This is a genomic window from Methylocystis sp. IM3 (assembly GCF_038070105.1).
In the GTDB taxonomy this organism is placed as follows: domain Bacteria; phylum Pseudomonadota; class Alphaproteobacteria; order Rhizobiales; family Beijerinckiaceae; genus Methylocystis.
In genome coordinates, this window is sequence record NZ_JBBPBZ010000001.1 from 225868 (window position 1) to 243133 (window position 17266).

The window sequence follows — 17266 nt, forward strand, 5'->3', positions numbered from 1 at the left end:
TTATCTTTCTCCGTTCGACTGCCTGGGCCCGGGCTTCGGATCGATCGGCTCCTGACCTTCAACATGGCCACCAAACTCGAAGCGCATGGCTGAGAGCATTTTCTCTCCAAATGTGTGCTCCCGGCGCGAGCGGAAGCGCGCATAAAGCGCGGACGAGAGGACGTCGACCGGCACCGCTTCCTCGATCGCCGCCTCGACAGTCCAACGTCCTTCGCCTGAATCCTGCACATAGCCGGAGAATTTCTCGAGCCCGGGGTCTTTCACCAAGGCTGCGGCGCCGAGATCGAGCAACCATGAGGCAATGACGCTGCCGCGCCGCCAGACTTCTGCGATGTCCGGCAGGTTCAATGTGAAGCGTTCATCCTCTGGCAAATCCTCCGAGTTCTTGTTGCGGAGAATATCGAAACCTTCTGCGTAGGCCTGCATCAGTCCATACTCGATGCCGTTGTGCACCATTTTGACAAAATGTCCGGCGCCAGCGGGACCTGCGTGAATATACCCGCGTTCGACGCGCGCATCCCCTTTCCGATTCGGCGTGCGCGGAATATCGCCAAGGCCCGGCGCGAGCGCGGCGAAGATGGGATCAAGGCGATCAATCGATTGTTGCGAGCCGCCGATCATGAGGCAATAGCCCCGATCAAGGCCCCAAACGCCTCCCGACGTGCCGCAATCAACGTAATGAATGCGCTTATCGGCGAGTTTGCGGGCGCGTCGGATATCATCCTTGTAGAATGAGTTGCCGCCGTCGATGATGACATCGTCGGGTTCCAGCAGACGACCAAGTTCGACTACGGCCTCTTCCGTGATGCGGCCGGCGGGCAGCATGATCCATACGGCGCGCGGTTTTTCGAGCGCCTTGACCAACCCTTCCAGTGACGGAGCTGCGATGGCCCCGTCTTTCGCCAAGGCCTCGCGCGCATTGGCGTTAAGGTCGAAGACGACGCAAGTGTTGCCCGCCTTCATCAGTCGACGACATATATTGCCGCCCATGCGACCGAGTCCGATGACGCCGATTTGCATGCGTTTCACTCCTGCATGAACTAGTTATTTCACAGCTGCGTCCATAGCTCGGACAAGCTCCCGCAATCCGGCGTCGACATCCTGGAGATGAATGCGCAGAGCGCGCCGACCGCGCTCGACGAGCGCCTCCAGATCGCCGCGCGCCTGCGCCGCCTTCACGACGCCGAAGGTGAAGGAGTGGCCGGGCACGTCGAGGTCGACAGGATCGTCGGAAGTGACTTGCAGAAAAACCCCCGAGTTGCGCCCACCCTTATAGGCCTGCCCGGTCGAATGCTGAAATCGCGGCCCAAACCCGAGACACGTCGCCGCGCGCGTATGATCGCGAATGATCTTGCGAAGCGCTGTCAACGTTTGCAAATGCGTCTTGTTGCGCTCGATATAGGCAAGGATGGCGACGTAATCGCCGGATTTGTCGCCCGCGTGAACACGGTCAAAATGGCTCTTCAGATAACCGGAAAGCGCGTTGTGTCGCCCGATTTCGGCGGCATTGCGCGGGTCGGCGTAGAGGGCGACGCCATTCTCGCGGAAGAGCGGTTCCTCATTCGGCAGCCTATGCGATTTCTCATATTCGTCCGTCAGAGCGCGAGTTTTGGCTTTGCTCGCCTCGACGTCCGGCTGATTGAAGGGATTGACCCCGATGATCGCCCCGGCGACCGCCGTGGCGATCTCCCAGCGATAGAATTCCCCGCCCAGATCCCAGATATCTTTGACTCTGATCCTCGCGACCGGATAGCCTGACCGCTCCAGCGCCGCCACGACATCGCGCTGCGCCGGATCATGGCGCCCGTCCAGTTCGACGTAAGCGAAAAACCGATCTCGGCCATAACGATCCGGCGCCGCAAGGGGTTCGTCGGCGATCGGAATGAGGCCGAGGCCCTGTTTGCCCGTGCTCTCGGCGAGCAACTGTTCCAGCCAAGCGCCGAAATCAGCGATGTGCGGCGATGCGATGATCGTCACCTTGTCGCACCCGAACCGGGAGGCGGCGACGCCCATCGCAACGCCGAGTTGTACGCCGGGGTTTTCCGCGGGCGGCGCATCCGCGGCGCAAGCTCGCTGCATCGAATGCGCTCGCTCAAGCAAGCGCTTGATGTCGAGGCCCATGGCGGCTGCGGGCACGAGTCCGAACTTCGACAGCACCGAATAGCGGCCACCGATCGACGGCGCGCCATAGAATATATGAGCAAAGCCCAGCTCGGTGGCGCGCCTCTCCAGCGAAGAGCCGGGATCGGTGACTGCGACGAAGCGCTCGCCAACATTGCCGCCGCCGCGAAGTGAGGAAACGCGATCGTAGAAATAGTCCAAGAAGATATTTGGCTCCAACGTACCGCCTGATTTTGAGGAAACGATGAAAAGCGTCTTGTCGAGGTCGACCGCCTGCTCGATTGTCCTGATCTGCGCCGGATCGGTGCTGTCGAGCATGTGGAAGCGCGGCCATCCGACTTGCCGGCCAAACGTTTCCCCCAATACCTCGGGACCAAGGCTCGATCCGCCCATCCCCAACAGCATCACATCGGCGAACCGGGCCTTCACGTTGTCAGCAAATCCGACAAGCTGTCCGGTATCGTTAAGTTCCTGATCAACGATACTCAGCCATCCCAGCCATTCGCCTTCGTCCTTGCCGGTCCACAAAGAGGCGTCGCCGTCCCACAGCCGACGTATGCGTCCCTCGACTCGCCAGGCGTCGATTTCCGCGTCGAAAGCGGCCCTTAGCTCGGTTGAGCCGAGGCTGAAACTTTGGCGCGGCTCCTCCCCGTCGACAAGGCGCCGCCGCCGCCGCGCGATCGAAACGAACAACTTGTCGAATGCGTCGGCGAACTGCCGCACGCCATCCTTCACAAGCTCCTCTGTGACCTCTTCCAGGGATATGCCGCTGCGCTGCAGATCGGCGAGCAAGGCGCGCGCGACGGCCACATCCTTCTCGATCGAATCGGGCGCCACCCGACCGTGATCGCGGAAAGCGTCCATGGTCACCGGCGGAATCGTGTTGACGGTGTCGCGCCCGATCAGCGCCTCGACATAGAGCGTGTCCTTGTACGCCGGATTTTTGGTGCTGGTGGACGCCCAAAGAAGACGTTGTGTTCTGGCGCCGGCAGCGGCCAAAGCCTCCCAGCGCGCGCTGGAAAACAGCTCTTGATAGCGCGTGTATGCGATCTTGGCGTTGGCGATGGCCACCTGGCCGCGCAGACGGTTCGCTAACGATTGATCGGCGAGCTTACCAAGGCGTTTATCGATGGCGGTGTCGATGCGGCTGACGAAGAAACTGGCGACGCTCGCGATCTTGGACATATCGCCGCCAGCCCGCTTCAGAGCTTCGAGGCCCGAGACATAAGCCTCGACCACCCGCTCATACGCCGATATTGAAAAGAGCAGCGTGACGTTGACGTTCACGCCGCGGCCGACCAATTCGCGGATCGCCGGCACGCCAGCACGCGTCGCCGGCACTTTCACCATCAGGTTCGGCCGATCCACCGTCCGCCAAAGCCGGATGGCTTCTTCAATGGTGGCGTCGGCGTCGTCAGCGAGATAGGGGGAACACTCCAGACTGATATACCCGTCTCGAGCCCGCGTTTGATCGTAGACAGGGCGCAGCACATCTGCGGCGGCGCGGATGTCTGCGATCGCTAGATGCTCATATATCGTCGAGACGCTGTGATCAGCCGTCGCCTGGAATTTCTTCAGCGTCAACTCGTATTCGTCGCTTTCCGCAATCGCCTTTTCGAAGATCGTCGGGTTCGATGTCACTCCCCTAATTCCGTCCCGCTCGACGAGCGTCCGCAGCTCATCCTTCTCAATCAGGCTGCGCTTGAGATAGTCGAGCCAGGGCGACTGGCCGCAAGCTTCGAGCTGCTTAAGCGGATTCATCTTCCCGTCTCCCTGACGTCCTCAGCTGTGCCTTGGCCGCCGCCACAACATTCTCCGGCGTGAAGCCGAATTTCGTCATCACGTCCTTCAAAGGCGCCGAGGATCCAAAGCCGCGCATGCCTATCTTGGCGCCGTTGACGCCGACATAGCGATCCCAACCAAGCACTGACGCAGCTTCGACCGCGACGCGCGCAACGACGTCGGGCGGCAACACCGCGTCCCGATAGGCTTGATCCTGCTGCTCGAACAATTCCCACGAGGGCATGCTGACCACGCGCGAGCCGATACCTTCCTGGGCGAGCCTTTCGTGAGCTTCGATGCACAGCGCGACCTCGCTGCCCGTGCCAATCAGAATGACGCTCGGTGCGCCGCCCGCCGCATCGGCCATAATGTATGCCCCTCGCGCGACCCCTGCGGCCGGCGCGTAACGCTTGCGATCGAATGTCGGCAGTGCCTGTCGACTCAGCACCAGACACGCGGGCTGGTCTTTCAAGGCCATGACCACGCGCCATGCCTCGACCACCTCATTGGCGTCGGCGGGCCGCAGCGTGACAAGATTGGGGATACTGCGCAGCGCGGCGAGCTGTTCCACCGGCTGGTGCGTCGGACCGTCTTGCCCGAGCCCGATCGAATCGTGGGTGAAAACCGTGATGGTCGGAAGGCGCATCAGCGCGCTTAATCGCAGCGCTGGCTTCATGTAGTCCGAGAAGATCAGGAAGGTCGAACCATAAGCGCGCAGTTTTGATAGCGTCAATCCATTGACGGCCGCTTGCATCGCATGTTCGCGAACCCCGAAATGTAGATTAAGGCCTGCATAATTGTCGGGCTCGAAGTCTCCCGCGCCATCAAAGGCGAGTTTTGTTTTTGTCGATGGCGCGAGATCGGCGGCGCCGCCGATAAGCCAAGGATAATGCGGCGCAATGGCGTTCAACACCTTTCCGGAAGCGTTGCGGCTTGCGAGCCCCTTGGCGTCGGCAGGAAAGCTTGGCAGGTCTTCGTCCCAGCCGTCGGGCAGTCCGCCTTCGAGCAGTCGATCGAGCTGCGCCGCGAGATCGGGATGTTCGTCCCGATAGCTTTGCACGCGCGTCGACCAGGCGGCTCGCAGTTCGCCGCCGCGGCGGCCGATGCCGTCGCGGAAGTGCTCGCGCACCCCGTTCGGCACCAGAAACTTGGCGTCCTCTGGCCAACCGTAGCTTCGCTTAGCCAGGCGAATCTCCTCGTCGCCGAGCGGCTCGCCATGCGCGGCGGCGGTATCTTGCTTGTGAGGCGCGCCATAGCCGATGTGGCTCCTGACGATGATAAGCGTCGGCGCGCCATCGTCGTTCCGAAATGCGTCGATCGCTCCCGCAATTCGGTCGATGTCATTGGCGTCGCCGACACGCTGCACATTCCAGCCATAGGCGCGAAAGCGCGCCGCAACATCGTCGCCAAACGCGAGGGCTGTGTCCCCCTCGATCGTGATGTGGTTATCGTCGTAAATCCAGCACAGATTGCCAAGTCTCAAATGACCAGCCAAGGACGCGGCCTCGCTGCTGATCCCTTCCATCATGTCGCCGTCGCTGCATATCGCGTAAACGTCGTAGTCGAAGATCTGGAAACCCGGCCGGTTGAAATGCTTGGCAAGCCAGTCCCGCCCCATAGCCATCCCGACGCTGGCGCCACAGCCTTGCCCCAGCGGCCCCGTCGTCGTTTCGACCCCTGTCGTCAACCCAAATTCAGGATGGCCAGGGCAGCGGCTGTCGAGTTGACGGAAACGCTTGATATCGTCGAGATCAACCGCGAGCCCGCCCGGTTGTTCTGCCTGCGGCTTGGCTGCCTTCACCCCAGTCAAGTAGAGGATGGAATAGAGCAACATCGATGCATGCCCATTGGACAGCACAAAGCGGTCCCGATCAGGCCAGGCGGCGTCCTCAGGGTCAAACCGCAGATATTTTTGCCACAGCGCGTAGGCCACAGGCGCAAGCGCCATCGGCGTTCCGGGGTGGCCGGAGTCCGCCTGTTGCACGGCGTCCATAGACAGAGTCCGGATCGTATTGATGCTAAGCTCAGCGAGCGAACTGTTGCGCATCGCGATTAGGTCCCTTCTTGGTGGATCTATGTGCTGATATCGACACCTCAACCGGAATCCTTGCGTCGAACGCCTCGTGCTCTATGTCGTTCTCTCGCTACCTCTCGCGGCTCAGGCTCATGCGCGTATCATGGCCTCCTAACTCCTCCCGCGTCCGGTTGCTCTAATTGATATTTTAACTGAGTGTGCGAGAGCGGAGCGATTGAGGAGTTCTGACGGCCATGGGACAGCAAGAAGGCGAACCTCGGCGCGGAGTCGTCACCCCACCCTGGATATTTGGCGCGCTCTTGCGCGAAGCCATCACCATAGCGCGCGTTTTGTGGATCTCACGGGTTCGTGCGGCCTTGATCTGGCTTTCGATCGGGCTTGTCGTCGTCGTCGGCGCGACGGCTTACGGCCAGATCAAGCTCAACGCATGGAACAAGCCCTTTTACGACGCGCTTGCCCGGCGCGACTTGGATGGCTTTGTGCGTCAGCTCGGCGTCTTCGCCGTTATCGCTGGCGCCCTGCTGGGGTTGAATGTGTTCCAGACATGGCTGAACCAGATGCTTCGCGTGACCCTGCGTAGCGGGCTGACGCGCGATCTCTTCTCGCAGTGGCTTGCGCCGAGACGCGCCTTTCTCCTCGCCGGAGCGGGAGACATCGGGGTCAATCCCGATCAACGCATTCAACAGGACGCCCATCATCTTGCAGATCTCACCACAGATCTCGGCGTCGGCCTGCTCCAGGCTACGCTGTTGCTCGCGAGCTTCATCGGCGTTCTGTGGGGTCTCTCCGCTGGCGTAATCTTCCATGTGGCGGGTCGAGATTTCGCGATCCCTGGCTATATGGTATGGAGCGCGCTGTTCTATTCCGCCGCCGCGTCGCTCGCCGGCTGGGTCGTTGGCCGGCAACTCGTCAGTCTGGACGCCGAACATTACGCGCGCGAATCAGATTTGCGCATCGCCCTTGTGCGCGTCAACGAACACAAAGAAGGCATCTCCGTCTATCGCGGCGAAGCGGAAGAAGAAGAGAAGCTGAACCTAACCTTCGATCGCCTCCTCGTCGTGCTGCGTCAGCTCGTGCGCGCGACGACCAACCTCACATGGGTGACGGCTGGCTACGGCTGGTTCACGATCGTCGCGCCCATCATTGTCGCGGCGCCGGCATTCTTCGCCGGAAATCTCTCATTCGGCGGCCTGCTGATGAGCGCCGGCGCCTTCACGCAAGTGCAACAGTCGCTGCGCTGGGTCGTCGACAACGCCGGCGCGATCGCCGATTGGCGCGCGACCTTGCATCGTGTCGGCGCTTTCCGCCTCGCTTTGCTCGAACTCGACAGAATGGGCGAAACGACGAGCCGGATCACGATGGAGACCACCGCCGGCGCGCAACTGATTATAGAGGATCTCAAAGTGTTTCTTCCTTCCGGAAGCGTCGGCTTGAGCGAGCCTCGACTCGAAATCGGAGCCGGTCAGCGGATTTTGATCGTCGCTGCGGCGGGGTCGGGCAAGACGTGCCTTTTCCGCGCGCTCGCGGGTCTTTGGCCTTGGGGCGCGGGCCGGATCGAATTGCCCACGGGCGATCGGGTCATGTTCATGCCCCAACGCCCGTTCATTCCCGACGGCGCCATCGACCGCATTCTCGCCTATCCCGACCCGCCGGAGACTTTTACGGAAGAACAGCTTGTTTCAGCCCTGACGCGCATGAGACTTGGTCACCTCGCACCCCGACTTCGGCTTTCGGCAAGCGGGGACCCCGAGCTCTCCTATGATGAACAGCTCGTTCTCGTTTTCGCGCGATTGTTGCTGCGCAAGCCCGACTGCGTCGTCATCGACGAAGCGCTTGAAGCTTTGGCGTCTGAAGCGCGCGAACTCGTTTTCGATGTCCTCGCCAATGAACTAGCGACTACATCGCTCGTTGCAATCGACGGTCCGCGCGCTGAGACCGCTCGCTATGATCGCGTCTTGCATCTCGTCCTCGATCGCAAGGGCCCGGGCCTCGCGCGTATCGAGGGGGTCGAGGAAACGCGCTTGACGCAAGCGCTCACGCTAGAAAGCGGAAGATGAACGAAGTCACGCCGCCGCTGCTGGACTGGGTCAGCGACCAGGACCGTTTCTGCGCGAACGCGATGCTGCGCGCCGTCTCCGCGACGGCTCTGGTGAAGCATCGCCCCGCCATGCGGCAGACAATCCGTCCCGTGCGCGGCTCGATCCTGGCGTCGCCGGCGATGGACGCCTACGATCCGAAGCCGGACTATTTTTTCCATTGGCTGCGCGACTCTGCTATCGTCGCCGACTCGCTTCGCGAGTCGATCGAAGGCGCCATGTTGGGGCCTTCCGCCATTGAGCATCTCGTCGATTTCGTCGGCTTTAGCCTGAAGCTCTGCCGTCTGGACGGGCCGGACTTCCTGCGTGAGGGTCTCTATCCCGAAGCGGTCGAGCCTTCCTTCCAAGAGCATGTGCGCTCGCGCGTGGAGATCGCCAAGATCGTCGGCGACGCAGTTTTCGGGGAGGGTCGCTACAACCCGGATGGCAGTCTCGACGTCCTGAAGTGGAGTCGTCCGCAAAACGACGGGCCCGCCCTGCGCGCGCTCGCGGTGATGCGCTTTTTCGCGCTCGACGCCTTCCGCGCCCGGGCGGGAGACGCGGCAATGACGCTTTTGCGCCACGACCTGGACTACACGCTCTCCTATTTGTGGGAGCGTTGCTATGATCTGTGGGAGGAAAACATAGGCTTCCATTATCACACGCGCCTCGTCCAGCAGGCCGCGCTCGACGCGGGCGCCAAGTTTCTAGCTGCCGCGGGCGACGCGGAGCGTGCGGCGGCCTGCGTCGCCGCGGCGAGCGAGCTTCTCGCCGAACTCGATCGGCATTTCGACCCCGAGGACGGCGTCTATCGCGGTCGCCTCGTCGAGACGGGATCAAATGCGCCGCTCGAGCGGCGACTCGATATCGCCGTGGTTCTCGCGGTGATCCATGCGGGTCGACGCGCCGGAGCACACAGCGTCGTCGATCCGAAAATGCTCGCCACGCTCTTTGCCCTGGAGCGGCTCTTCGACGAAGAATATCCGATCAATCGCGCGCGTCCCGCCGCTTGCGCGCCGGCGCTTGGGCGGTATCGCGGCGACAGCTATTTCAGCGGCGGCGCCTATTATTTCGCGACTCTTGGCGGCGCTCAATTCTGCTTTCTTCTCGCGCAGGCCGTCGCAGAAGGCGAAAGTGTTTTGGTCACCGAAGGGAGCCGCCCGCCGCTCGCCGAGTTGTTGCAGACACCCGCCGACACCCTTCTGCAGGGCGCGCTCGCCGAAAATCTTCGCGAAGCGCTGGCCGTCGCCGCGCTTCGTCGCGGCGACATGTATCTCGCCACCGTGCGCCGTTTCACGCCGGCCTCGCGCGAACTAGCGGAACAGTTCAGTCAGCAAGACGGCGCGCCAACTTCCGCCGACGATCTCACTTGGAGCTACGCCTGCTTCGTTACGGCGTGCGCTGCGCGCCGGCGCGCGGTTCAAGCGATGCGGGCGGCGCACGCGACCTAATTCATTCGATTTGTGGCCAGCAGATAAGCGACTCCTGGCTTCGGAAGTCCCCCAGGGAGGAGATCGTCCGAGGGGATGCATCTCGGGCGCGACTGCCCCGTGCGGTTCCCGAGAGCCGTAAGCGTGAGACCCTTCTGGCGACACAGGAAACGGATTTCCATTGCGACCGTTGACGGCGTGAGGCCCCCATCAGATCGGCGTCAAAACGCCCTACATCGAGCCCGACAGCGCTTGGGCGAACGGCTCTTACGAAAGTATCAAGTCCGCACTCTCCTCAATCCGCTCGCGCCGGCAACGACCTATTGGCTCCACGGCAGGTCCGATGCGTGGTTGTTTAAATGCGCGGTTGGAAATGGTTTATCCTCGCCACGTCGAACTGGTCTTCCCATTGCGGGGTAGAGCAAGGGAACGAACGAGCAGCTGAAAGCGACCTTCGCCATCGCGGCAATCTCCGCGCGCGACGTACAACCAATGTCCCCGCGAATCGTCCGAGGATCCGTCGAGTGAATCTGCCAAAATGTCGCAAGATTTTTCCAGAAATCCCAGACTCACGCACCCGCCTCGCTCCAGTCAGAAATCGCCCCCGTCTGGCGTCGCTTTGGCGAATTTGACCGGAACGTTGTCTATCGACAAATCGCGCGCGCAAGCATCAGCGGCGAGCTTCACCGCCTCGGCCTGAGTAGGATAAGCGTGAATGACTTCGCTGAGGCGTTTCAGTCCAATATTGCAATTGATCGCGAGAGAAAGCGCGTTGATCATTTCGCCAGCGTGTCGCGCCACAATCGTTGCGCCGAGAATTTTGTCGCCGCCCTCCTCGACATGAACCTTAACAAACCCCTCATCCTCGCCGTCGATGACGGCCCGATCGACATCCTGCATCAGAACAGTGTAGGTTTTTACCGGGACCCCGCGCTCGCGAATTTCGCGCACATGCAAGCCGACATGCGCAATCTCCGGATCAGTATAAGTGCAATACGGAATGACGAGTCCGCTGAGGCGATTTTCCTGTTGCAGCAACGCATTGCAAACGGCAAGCCGGGCGGCGGCTTCGGCTGCGTGGGTATATTTTCTGGACATGCAGACATCGCCTATTGCAAAGACCCGCTCATTGCTCGTCCGCAACCAATCGTCCACTGTCACACCGGCGCCGGCGGAGTACTCAATTCCGCCCTGTTCGAGACCGATATTTTCGACATTCGGCGCACGTCCAACGCCGACGATGAGCTCATCGACGACGCAAAACGATTCTTGTCCTGCGCTCAACAAGGTCGCGATTTTCTTGTCATCCTGCTTCTTGACAGCGACAACGTCCGTATTGAGATGAATTTCAACGCCTTCACGCTCCAAAACACCGGATAAAATTTGCGCGGCGTCGCGTTCCTCGCCGGCAAGAAACATTGGATCGTGCTGCGCTATAGCTACGGAAACGCTAAGACGGGCAAAGGTCTGCGCAAGTTCGCAACCGAATGGGCCGCCGCCGATCATCAAAACACGGCGGGGCATGTCCGCGCACAGGAAGACGGATTCGTTCGTAAAAAAGCCTACGTCTTGAATTCCTGCGATCGACGGCATCAGAGGACGTGATCCCGTGGCGATTATCGCGTATTCAAAACTCACTGTTTGGCCGTCGACCGCAATGGCGTCGCTTTCGATAAAGCCTCCCTCGCCAAAGAATACATCTATGCCGCTTTCGGCGAGCCGCTGGGCATTTTCGAGACGACTTAAACGCGACTGTATGCGGCGCATGCGCTCGAATGCGTAGGGCAAATCGACCGCAATGTCATTCGGGCGACGCGCGCCGAAATTGTCGGCGGCGCGCATGTCGGCATAGGCGCGCGCCGAGCGGATAATCGCTTTGGATGGCACGCAGCCTGCGTTAAGCTTATCTCCGCCGATGAGTTGCATTTCGACAAGCGCGACGGAAGCGCCAAGACGTCGGGCTTCCTTGGCGGCGGTGACGCCGCCCGGACCGGCGCCGAGCACGACGAGATCATATGTCTTCGCGGCTTGCGGGTTTCGCCACTGCAACGGACGAAGATTTTCAATCCGCGCCTGCGTGTATCGTTCCTCAGTATCGATCAATGGCGCAGCGCCGTCGTTCATTTCGCCTCCGATAGCCAGCCGCCCGAAAAGCCCGCGCGCCGCAAGCCGCCAACCACGTATGGACATCGCTTCATGAGGCTCCAGGTCAGGCCAGTGCGATAGTTTTCGATCATCATGACGACGATGCCCTGGTCCAATCCCAGATGCCCGTTTGCGACCCATCCGCCAGGACCTTTTCCTGGCAGTGTCGGATTGAAGCCGCTCGCGAGACGGCCGTCGACGAGAACCTCCGGAAACGTCGCGAGCATGTGACGCAGTGACTCCAGGCAGCGCTCAGACGTAAAGGGAAGCGATGCAAGCATCTCGCACGGTGCGATGGTGCCGTCGTCCGGCCCGTATGGCGCGCCTCGCGCGGAATAACCGAGAAAATGTCGAAGCCTTCTCTCAACTTCGCGAGTCTGAAATCCCACTCCGCGACTGGCCGATAATCCCCAGCATTTTTCGCTATAGCCCACGAAGCCGTGAGGGTTGCGTCGGGCATACTCGATTTGCATGAGTGTGGCGCGCCGGGTGTTTTCGGCATAGTCGCACTTCTTTTCGCGCATGAAGGCGTCGCGGATTCCGCGAAAATCTATCCAAGCCTGCGAGAAGTGATGGATAAATAGCGGCCCAGCATAGAGGTGCGTGTAACCGTAGATTTCTTCCCATTGATAAGTGTGCGTCCAGGCGTCGAACGTGTTCGCTGGCAACGGATGCGTCGGCGAGGCAAGGCCGAGAATATAGAGAATTGTCGCCTCGTCGTAGCCGTCCCATCCGTAATGGAGAAAGCCGCCTTTTGGTCGCCAACCCTGACGCGCGGTCGGTTGATTATCGCACGCCCATTCCCAGTCCATCCGTCGATAGAGCGCGTCGACAGTCGCGCGGATTTCCGCCTCTTGCGCGTCAGCTCCGTCGAAATAGACGCTTGCGACGAGCATGCCGGCGAGAAGAAGTGTTGTGTCGATAAGGGAGACTTCTGATCGCCAGGCCGGCTTGCCGGTCTGTATGTCTATAAAATGCCGGTAAAATCCCTTGTAGCCGGTCGCGTCGGGGTGATGGCTTTGTTCACTATTCGCGAAAAAGCGCAACGCCGCGAGCGTACGCGCGATAGCTTCTGCACGCGGCATCCATCCGCGTTCGACGCCAATCGGATAGCAAGACAGCGCAAAACCGACGGCTGCAATGCTGCAGGGGTCGCCAGGGTCGCTCGAGTCCGCGATCAGTCCGGTTGCGGCGTTATATTGTTCGACAAAGTAGCCGAACGCGCCATGCGCAATGCGCTCAAGCAGCGACTCGTCAGTTTCCTCAGGCATTGGCATCTGGCGCGAAGCAAAGAGAAGCGACGGCGACTCCATATGGGGGCATATCAAGCGCAAGAATAAGCCCGTCTCGCGTCGACTCGCATTCAATTGGCATCGGAGTCAATTCCGATCGCCTGCGAAGGGCTGCAATTTGATCGCGCGTTGGATATTCCGGCGATCCCATCTCCAGCCACAGCGCCTTGGGATTGGCGTGATCTGCGTCGATGCGCGTGAGCTTGGCGTCGATCGGCGACCGCACGCCTTTGAGTTCGACGCGCAACCGCTCCGTTGCGATGAGGTGTCGCGGCGCGACAAAATTGGTCGCGACAATTGCGAGTTCATTTTCGTTGCGCACGATCCAGCAATCGACCGTGGCGTGAGCGCCCTTGACTTTTAAAAGTTCCGCCCCAAGGCCACGCATGAGCTGAAAGGCCCGGTAGGCTGGTTTGGCGATGTCATGGATGGTGAGAAGCCCGAACCCGCCATGAAAAGGCATGGATGGAAAATAGTTTTCTTCAAAAATATCGGAAAACGTCCAATAGCTGTATCCGTCGACGAGCCCCGTCGCCTCCATCAATGTCTTCACAATGAAGCTCGACGCGTAAGGCTCGTCATGGAGCCCGTCTCGCGAATTGGAGGAGGTGCACCATTCCGTATAATAAAGCGGCAGGCCTCCAGCCTCCTGCTTGGCTTTTGCGGCCTGGTCGCGGAGCACGCTTCGCGGACTGAGCGATAGTTGCGTGACGGTGTCGTCGCCCGGCCTGCCGAAGGCGTCGGTCGGGTAATGGTGCGTCGTGATAAAGTCGACAGGCGCCCCGGTCCGTCGGCAATAGGCGACGAAATCTGCGATCCACGCGTTGGCCGAGGTTGCGGGGCCCCCGACGCGCAGCGACCGGTCGACAGATTTTACAGCACGCGCGGTGACGACGTAGAACTCGAAATATTCCGCCTGCGAGCCGCCCCCGAACCATTTCAGATCGGGTTCGTTCCAAACCTCGAAAAACCAGTGGCGCACTTCGTCAATTCCGTAACGCTCCACAAAGTGACGCAACAGTTTCTCGATTAGCAGCGTCCATTTGCCAATGTCCTTGGGGGCGGTTACATTCCCGCGATAATGAAACACTGTCTTGTCGCCCGAAGCGAGCGGCGTCGGCATGAAGCCTAATTCCACGAAGGGGCGCATGCCGATGGAGAGCAAAAAGTCGAAAATGCTGTCCACGTTGAAGAATGAATAGACTTCCCATTCGCCTTCGCCCGTCAGAATCGACATGTCGTCGTCGAGCAGGCCGTGGAAGCGCACGTGGCTAAAGCCGAGTTCGTCGTGCGCGCGGCGTATCTGCCGCCGCCAATCCTCGCGAAGCGCCATGACAGCGTGATCGCTGCCGACGGTGTGCTCCCAATAATGCGGAAAAATTCGACCTCTTTGATTCGCGTCGCAGACAAACGTGGCTGTCATTGCCATTCCCATCAACCAAAATGGCCTGACCTAGATTAGCTTTCATCGATTTCGTTGACAACGCCTCTCACGGATGAATATTCGGAGAAGGTCTAGCAGGCAGATTTTGATCCGGCCTATCCCGCTCCAGGAATGTTAAATTTGACAACATGAGCCTTGTATAATCAAGCTTCCGCCGACATGCCGACCTATCCGAGGCGGCTTCACGATCTTGCCGGCTGGGTGAGATCCGCAGATCTCGACCTGCGCTGCTCGCTAGCCGGGTCGTCTAAGCATCCTTCGTGGTTGAATGTGAGAACCCCCGCACGCCTTCCGTTGCCGGGTGACCCCCCAGGCATTTGCTGGAACCAGCTCCCCTCTTGGGCGTTATCGGCTCAAATCCTCTTACCTAAGCAAACTATGCTGGTGGAGAGCGTGCTGCCCGTAGCGCGCCGACGTTTAGCCACGGTTGGAGCCAGTGCCATGCTCGCGGATGCGGCGCCGGCCTTGTGCGGCGGCCAGATAAATCTCGTGATCGTCTGCAATCCGGACGGAACGATGGGCGACGTCATCACCAAATCGGATGTCACGCGTTGCCTTAGCCGTTGTCAGTGCAGGGGATCCGAACCTTGTGGCGGAGGAGAGAAGCTACAAGCCGCAGGGATGGAGTCGGAACGTCGCGACGTCTGCGCTTGCGGGATGCGTGTCGTGGAAGTGCTGACGCGGGATATAAAGTCGTGCCTCCCAAACGCTTTGCTTTCCGATGTCTGGACGCTAATGAAAACGGAGGGGCTTTTGCACGTTCCGGTCGTAGACGAGGACGTCAAGGTCTTTGGGAGTGATCAACGCACGAGATGCGCTACAAGTGCTCTTGAGCGAGGTCGAAGAAGAAGGGCTTCTGTGCGATTATGTCATGGGCATTGGATATCGCTGAACGGTTAAGGCGTGATTTTGAGTCGCGCGGCCCCGGCGTGAAGGAAAGCTTCGATGGTTTTCGACGATGGCGTGGCTCGAGCCGGAAATATTTCGGTACCGCCCGCGCCGGCGCCGACCTTAACCTGCCGTCTCGATCATGGCGGCGATCACGTCCGGATGCTGGCTCATGCCGAGATAATCGTTGGAACACGAGACGGTGACGTTCTGGATCGAGCCGTCGACACGGCGTCAGCTGGCGAGAGGGAAACTGTCGACGTCCCGCTCCAGATGAGCGAAGACGCGGCAACGACATTCGTTCCTCAGACGGGAGCCGGTCGCCTCGAAAAAATCGCGGATACACCATGGAAGAAACCTCGCATTTTTTGACGCCCATCGAAACTTTTTAGGATGCACTCATGCCTTCACGGCCCGCCAGAGCGCGGAGACGCGAAAAACGCCGCGCCCCTGCTATCGCGTCATCGAGGGGAAATTGGGGGTTTCGATGAGAGATGTTTTGATCACCGAGATAGACAGATTCTCGGTTAATATCCGTGGATGTGGTTCGCCGAAATCGATGGGACCAAAGCTTTTGCGCTATGGCGTTGCGAACAAGAACGCTGCCGGGCCTGCCAATCCGCCAAGCACGAAAAGAAGTCCTCGCAGGTCCTGGTTCGCATATGATGGATATGCAGCCCCGTAGGCGCCATACCAGGGATAAGCAGGGCTGTAGGTTGTGGCAGGCGCCGCGTAACCGTAGGTGGCGAGAGGCGCGGCGTAACCGTAGGCTGCGCCAAGCCGAGAGCGCGGCCAGCCGTAATACCACCCCATATGCCAGCGGTGATGGCGATGCGGGTAAACGCGCCAGTCTACTTGCGTGGTGGGCGCCGATACACTGACAGTGGCGTTATCGGCGGTTGGCATAACACCGGCGAAGGATGTAGCCGGCAGGGTAGAGGCGGCGACGGTAACAAACAACGCCGCAGATAAGCTCTTCCTAAGCATCTGAGCCTCCCACAGACATGCTATGATCGGCGGTTAACTAGGGAAGGCAACATGCTCTTCGAGCTTGACTGACTACCAAACGTTGCAAAAAAAGCTGGCGGCGCTTGCAGGAGACCTAACGCGCCGTCAGCCCCTGCGTCTGCTCTTGAGCAACAGACGGCGCGGAGAGCCGGCACAGCCTCTCAGCGTCTAGGGTGTTATGCACCTTGGAGCATGAATTCTGCGGCGCGCTTGAGCATGAGACATGCGAAGGCGACGACATGGAAGCCTGCGAGGGTCTGAGCATAGCGCTCGTGATCTTTGACGAGCCGCCTGCATCGTGTCGCCCAGGCGAATGAACGCTCGACCACTCATCGCTTGGGCAACAGCACGAAACCCTTCTTCACTTCGGCCAGCTTGACGACGCAAAGTTCGGCGCCTTGCGCCTTTGCCGCGTCGGCCGCGTTCTCGCCGGTGTAGCCCTGATCGACATAGATGAGTTTGACGCTCTCGCCCGTCGCCTCCTGCACGGCGGCGGCGAGCTTGCCGACCTCGGCGCGGTCGCCGACATTGGCCGGCGTGACATGCAGCGCCAGCAAATGGCCCAATGTGTCGACCGCCATGTGCAGCTTCGAGCCGCGCTTTCGCTTTGCCCCGTCATAGCCTGCCTGCGGGCCGCTCTCCGGAGTTGAGCGCAAGGTCCGGCTGTCGATGATCGCCGCCGTCGGCTCCGCGGCGCGACCCGACGCGACGCGCAACAGAGCGCGCAGATCCTGCGCCAGCGCCTCGAACACGCCCGCCGCGAGCCAGCGCTGCGATCGCTGATTGGCGGCAGATCATTGGGCATGGCGCGCCATGCGATACCGTAGCGCAGCATGTAACGCAGGCCGTTGAACAGCTCGCGCAGCGGATGTTGACGCTGCGGCGCGCCCTCGTCCATGACTGGGGTCGGCCACGCATCCGTTCGCGGTTAAATGCGGGAAACCCTCGGGGCCCGCGCTTCCGTTCCCCAGCGCCCCCTGGCTTTTACCGGAACAAGGCCTCCTTTTGGGCGTTATTCCGTTCGAACCCTCTTACTCGAGCAGAAC

The 17266-nt window shown here is 60.5% G+C and carries 10 protein-coding genes and 1 pseudogene; 4 read left to right on the forward strand and 7 right to left on the reverse strand.

Annotation, left to right across the window (positions count from 1 at the left end):
- From gnd to tkt, 3 genes are read right to left on the reverse strand one after another with little or no spacing between them, the layout of a single operon-like run.
- Positions 1-1020: a phosphogluconate dehydrogenase (NAD(+)-dependent, decarboxylating) gene (gene gnd / locus WOC76_RS01135; protein ID WP_341102888.1), complete on the reverse strand. Its 1020-nt coding sequence runs from the start codon at positions 1018-1020 to the stop codon at positions 1-3.
- Between the two features lie 24 nt (positions 1021-1044).
- Positions 1045-3882: a bifunctional transaldolase/phosoglucose isomerase gene (locus WOC76_RS01140; RefSeq protein WP_341389997.1), complete on the reverse strand. Its 2838-nt coding sequence runs from the start codon at positions 3880-3882 to the stop codon at positions 1045-1047.
- Positions 3869-5950 (reverse strand): transketolase, encoded by a 2082-nt coding sequence (gene tkt / locus WOC76_RS01145; RefSeq protein ID WP_341102890.1) that lies wholly within the window; start codon positions 5948-5950, stop codon positions 3869-3871. Before tkt ends, WOC76_RS01140 begins: the two co-directional genes overlap by 14 nt.
- A gap of 221 nt (positions 5951-6171) precedes the next feature.
- Between tkt and WOC76_RS01150 the strand changes: the two genes are divergently transcribed.
- Complete coding sequence (locus WOC76_RS01150) at positions 6172-7995, forward strand: ABC transporter ATP-binding protein/permease (RefSeq protein WP_341102892.1); 1824 nt, start codon at positions 6172-6174, stop codon at positions 7993-7995.
- Positions 7992-9464 carry a glycoside hydrolase family 15 protein gene (locus WOC76_RS01155; protein ID WP_341102894.1) on the forward strand — a complete coding sequence of 491 codons (1473 nt, stop codon included), beginning with the start codon at positions 7992-7994 and terminating at the stop codon, positions 9462-9464. The genes WOC76_RS01150 and WOC76_RS01155 overlap by 4 nt, the downstream gene beginning before the upstream one ends.
- 570 nt (positions 9465-10034) lie before the next feature.
- Here the strand turns inward: WOC76_RS01155 and WOC76_RS01160 are convergent.
- Genes WOC76_RS01160 through WOC76_RS01170 form a run of 3 tightly spaced genes read right to left on the reverse strand, consistent with a single transcriptional unit; the run spans position 10035 to position 14303 of the window.
- Complete coding sequence (locus WOC76_RS01160; protein WP_341102896.1) at positions 10035-11567, reverse strand: mercuric reductase; 1533 nt, start codon at positions 11565-11567, stop codon at positions 10035-10037.
- Positions 11564-12901, reverse strand: a complete 1338-nt coding sequence (locus tag WOC76_RS01165) for a glucoamylase family protein (protein WP_341102897.1) — start codon at positions 12899-12901, stop codon at positions 11564-11566. The genes WOC76_RS01160 and WOC76_RS01165 overlap by 4 nt, the downstream gene beginning before the upstream one ends.
- Entirely contained in the window at positions 12852-14303 is a 1452-nt protein-coding gene (locus WOC76_RS01170) for a GH39 family glycosyl hydrolase (RefSeq protein WP_341102901.1), read from the reverse strand. The genes WOC76_RS01165 and WOC76_RS01170 overlap by 50 nt, the downstream gene beginning before the upstream one ends.
- Before the next feature lie 678 nt (positions 14304-14981).
- On the opposite strand from WOC76_RS01170, the gene WOC76_RS24170 reads away from it, so the two are divergent.
- Both WOC76_RS24170 and WOC76_RS01175 read left to right on the forward strand, forming a co-directional pair.
- Positions 14982-15224: a CBS domain-containing protein gene (locus tag WOC76_RS24170; RefSeq protein WP_445730578.1), complete on the forward strand. Its 243-nt coding sequence runs from the start codon at positions 14982-14984 to the stop codon at positions 15222-15224.
- Positions 15225-15269: 45 nt separating this feature from the next.
- Positions 15270-15584: a hypothetical protein gene (locus WOC76_RS01175; protein WP_341102902.1), complete on the forward strand. Its 315-nt coding sequence runs from the start codon at positions 15270-15272 to the stop codon at positions 15582-15584.
- A gap of 812 nt (positions 15585-16396) precedes the next feature.
- Here WOC76_RS01175 and WOC76_RS01180 read toward each other — a convergent pair.
- Positions 16397-17121: pseudogene (locus tag WOC76_RS01180) on the reverse strand (IS5 family transposase); the annotation flags it as partial.
- Between the last annotated feature and the right edge of the window lie 145 nt (positions 17122-17266).

Coding starts and splice junctions, on each gene's coding strand:
- gnd (WP_341102888.1), bottom strand. CDS start 1,020: ATGCAAATCGGCGTCATCGGACTCGGTCGCATGGGCGGCAATATATGT.
- WOC76_RS01140 (WP_341389997.1), bottom strand. CDS start 3,882: ATGAATCCGCTTAAGCAGCTCGAAGCTTGCGGCCAGTCGCCCTGGCTC.
- tkt (WP_341102890.1), bottom strand. CDS start 5,950: ATGCGCAACAGTTCGCTCGCTGAGCTTAGCATCAATACGATCCGGACT.
- WOC76_RS01150 (WP_341102892.1), top strand. CDS start 6,172: ATGGGACAGCAAGAAGGCGAACCTCGGCGCGGAGTCGTCACCCCACCC.
- WOC76_RS01155 (WP_341102894.1), top strand. CDS start 7,992: ATGAACGAAGTCACGCCGCCGCTGCTGGACTGGGTCAGCGACCAGGAC.
- WOC76_RS01160 (WP_341102896.1), bottom strand. CDS start 11,567: ATGAACGACGGCGCTGCGCCATTGATCGATACTGAGGAACGATACACG.
- WOC76_RS01165 (WP_341102897.1), bottom strand. CDS start 12,901: ATGGAGTCGCCGTCGCTTCTCTTTGCTTCGCGCCAGATGCCAATGCCT.
- WOC76_RS01170 (WP_341102901.1), bottom strand. CDS start 14,303: ATGACAGCCACGTTTGTCTGCGACGCGAATCAAAGAGGTCGAATTTTT.
- WOC76_RS24170 (WP_445730578.1), top strand. CDS start 14,982: ATGCGTGTCGTGGAAGTGCTGACGCGGGATATAAAGTCGTGCCTCCCA.
- WOC76_RS01175 (WP_341102902.1), top strand. CDS start 15,270: ATGGTTTTCGACGATGGCGTGGCTCGAGCCGGAAATATTTCGGTACCG.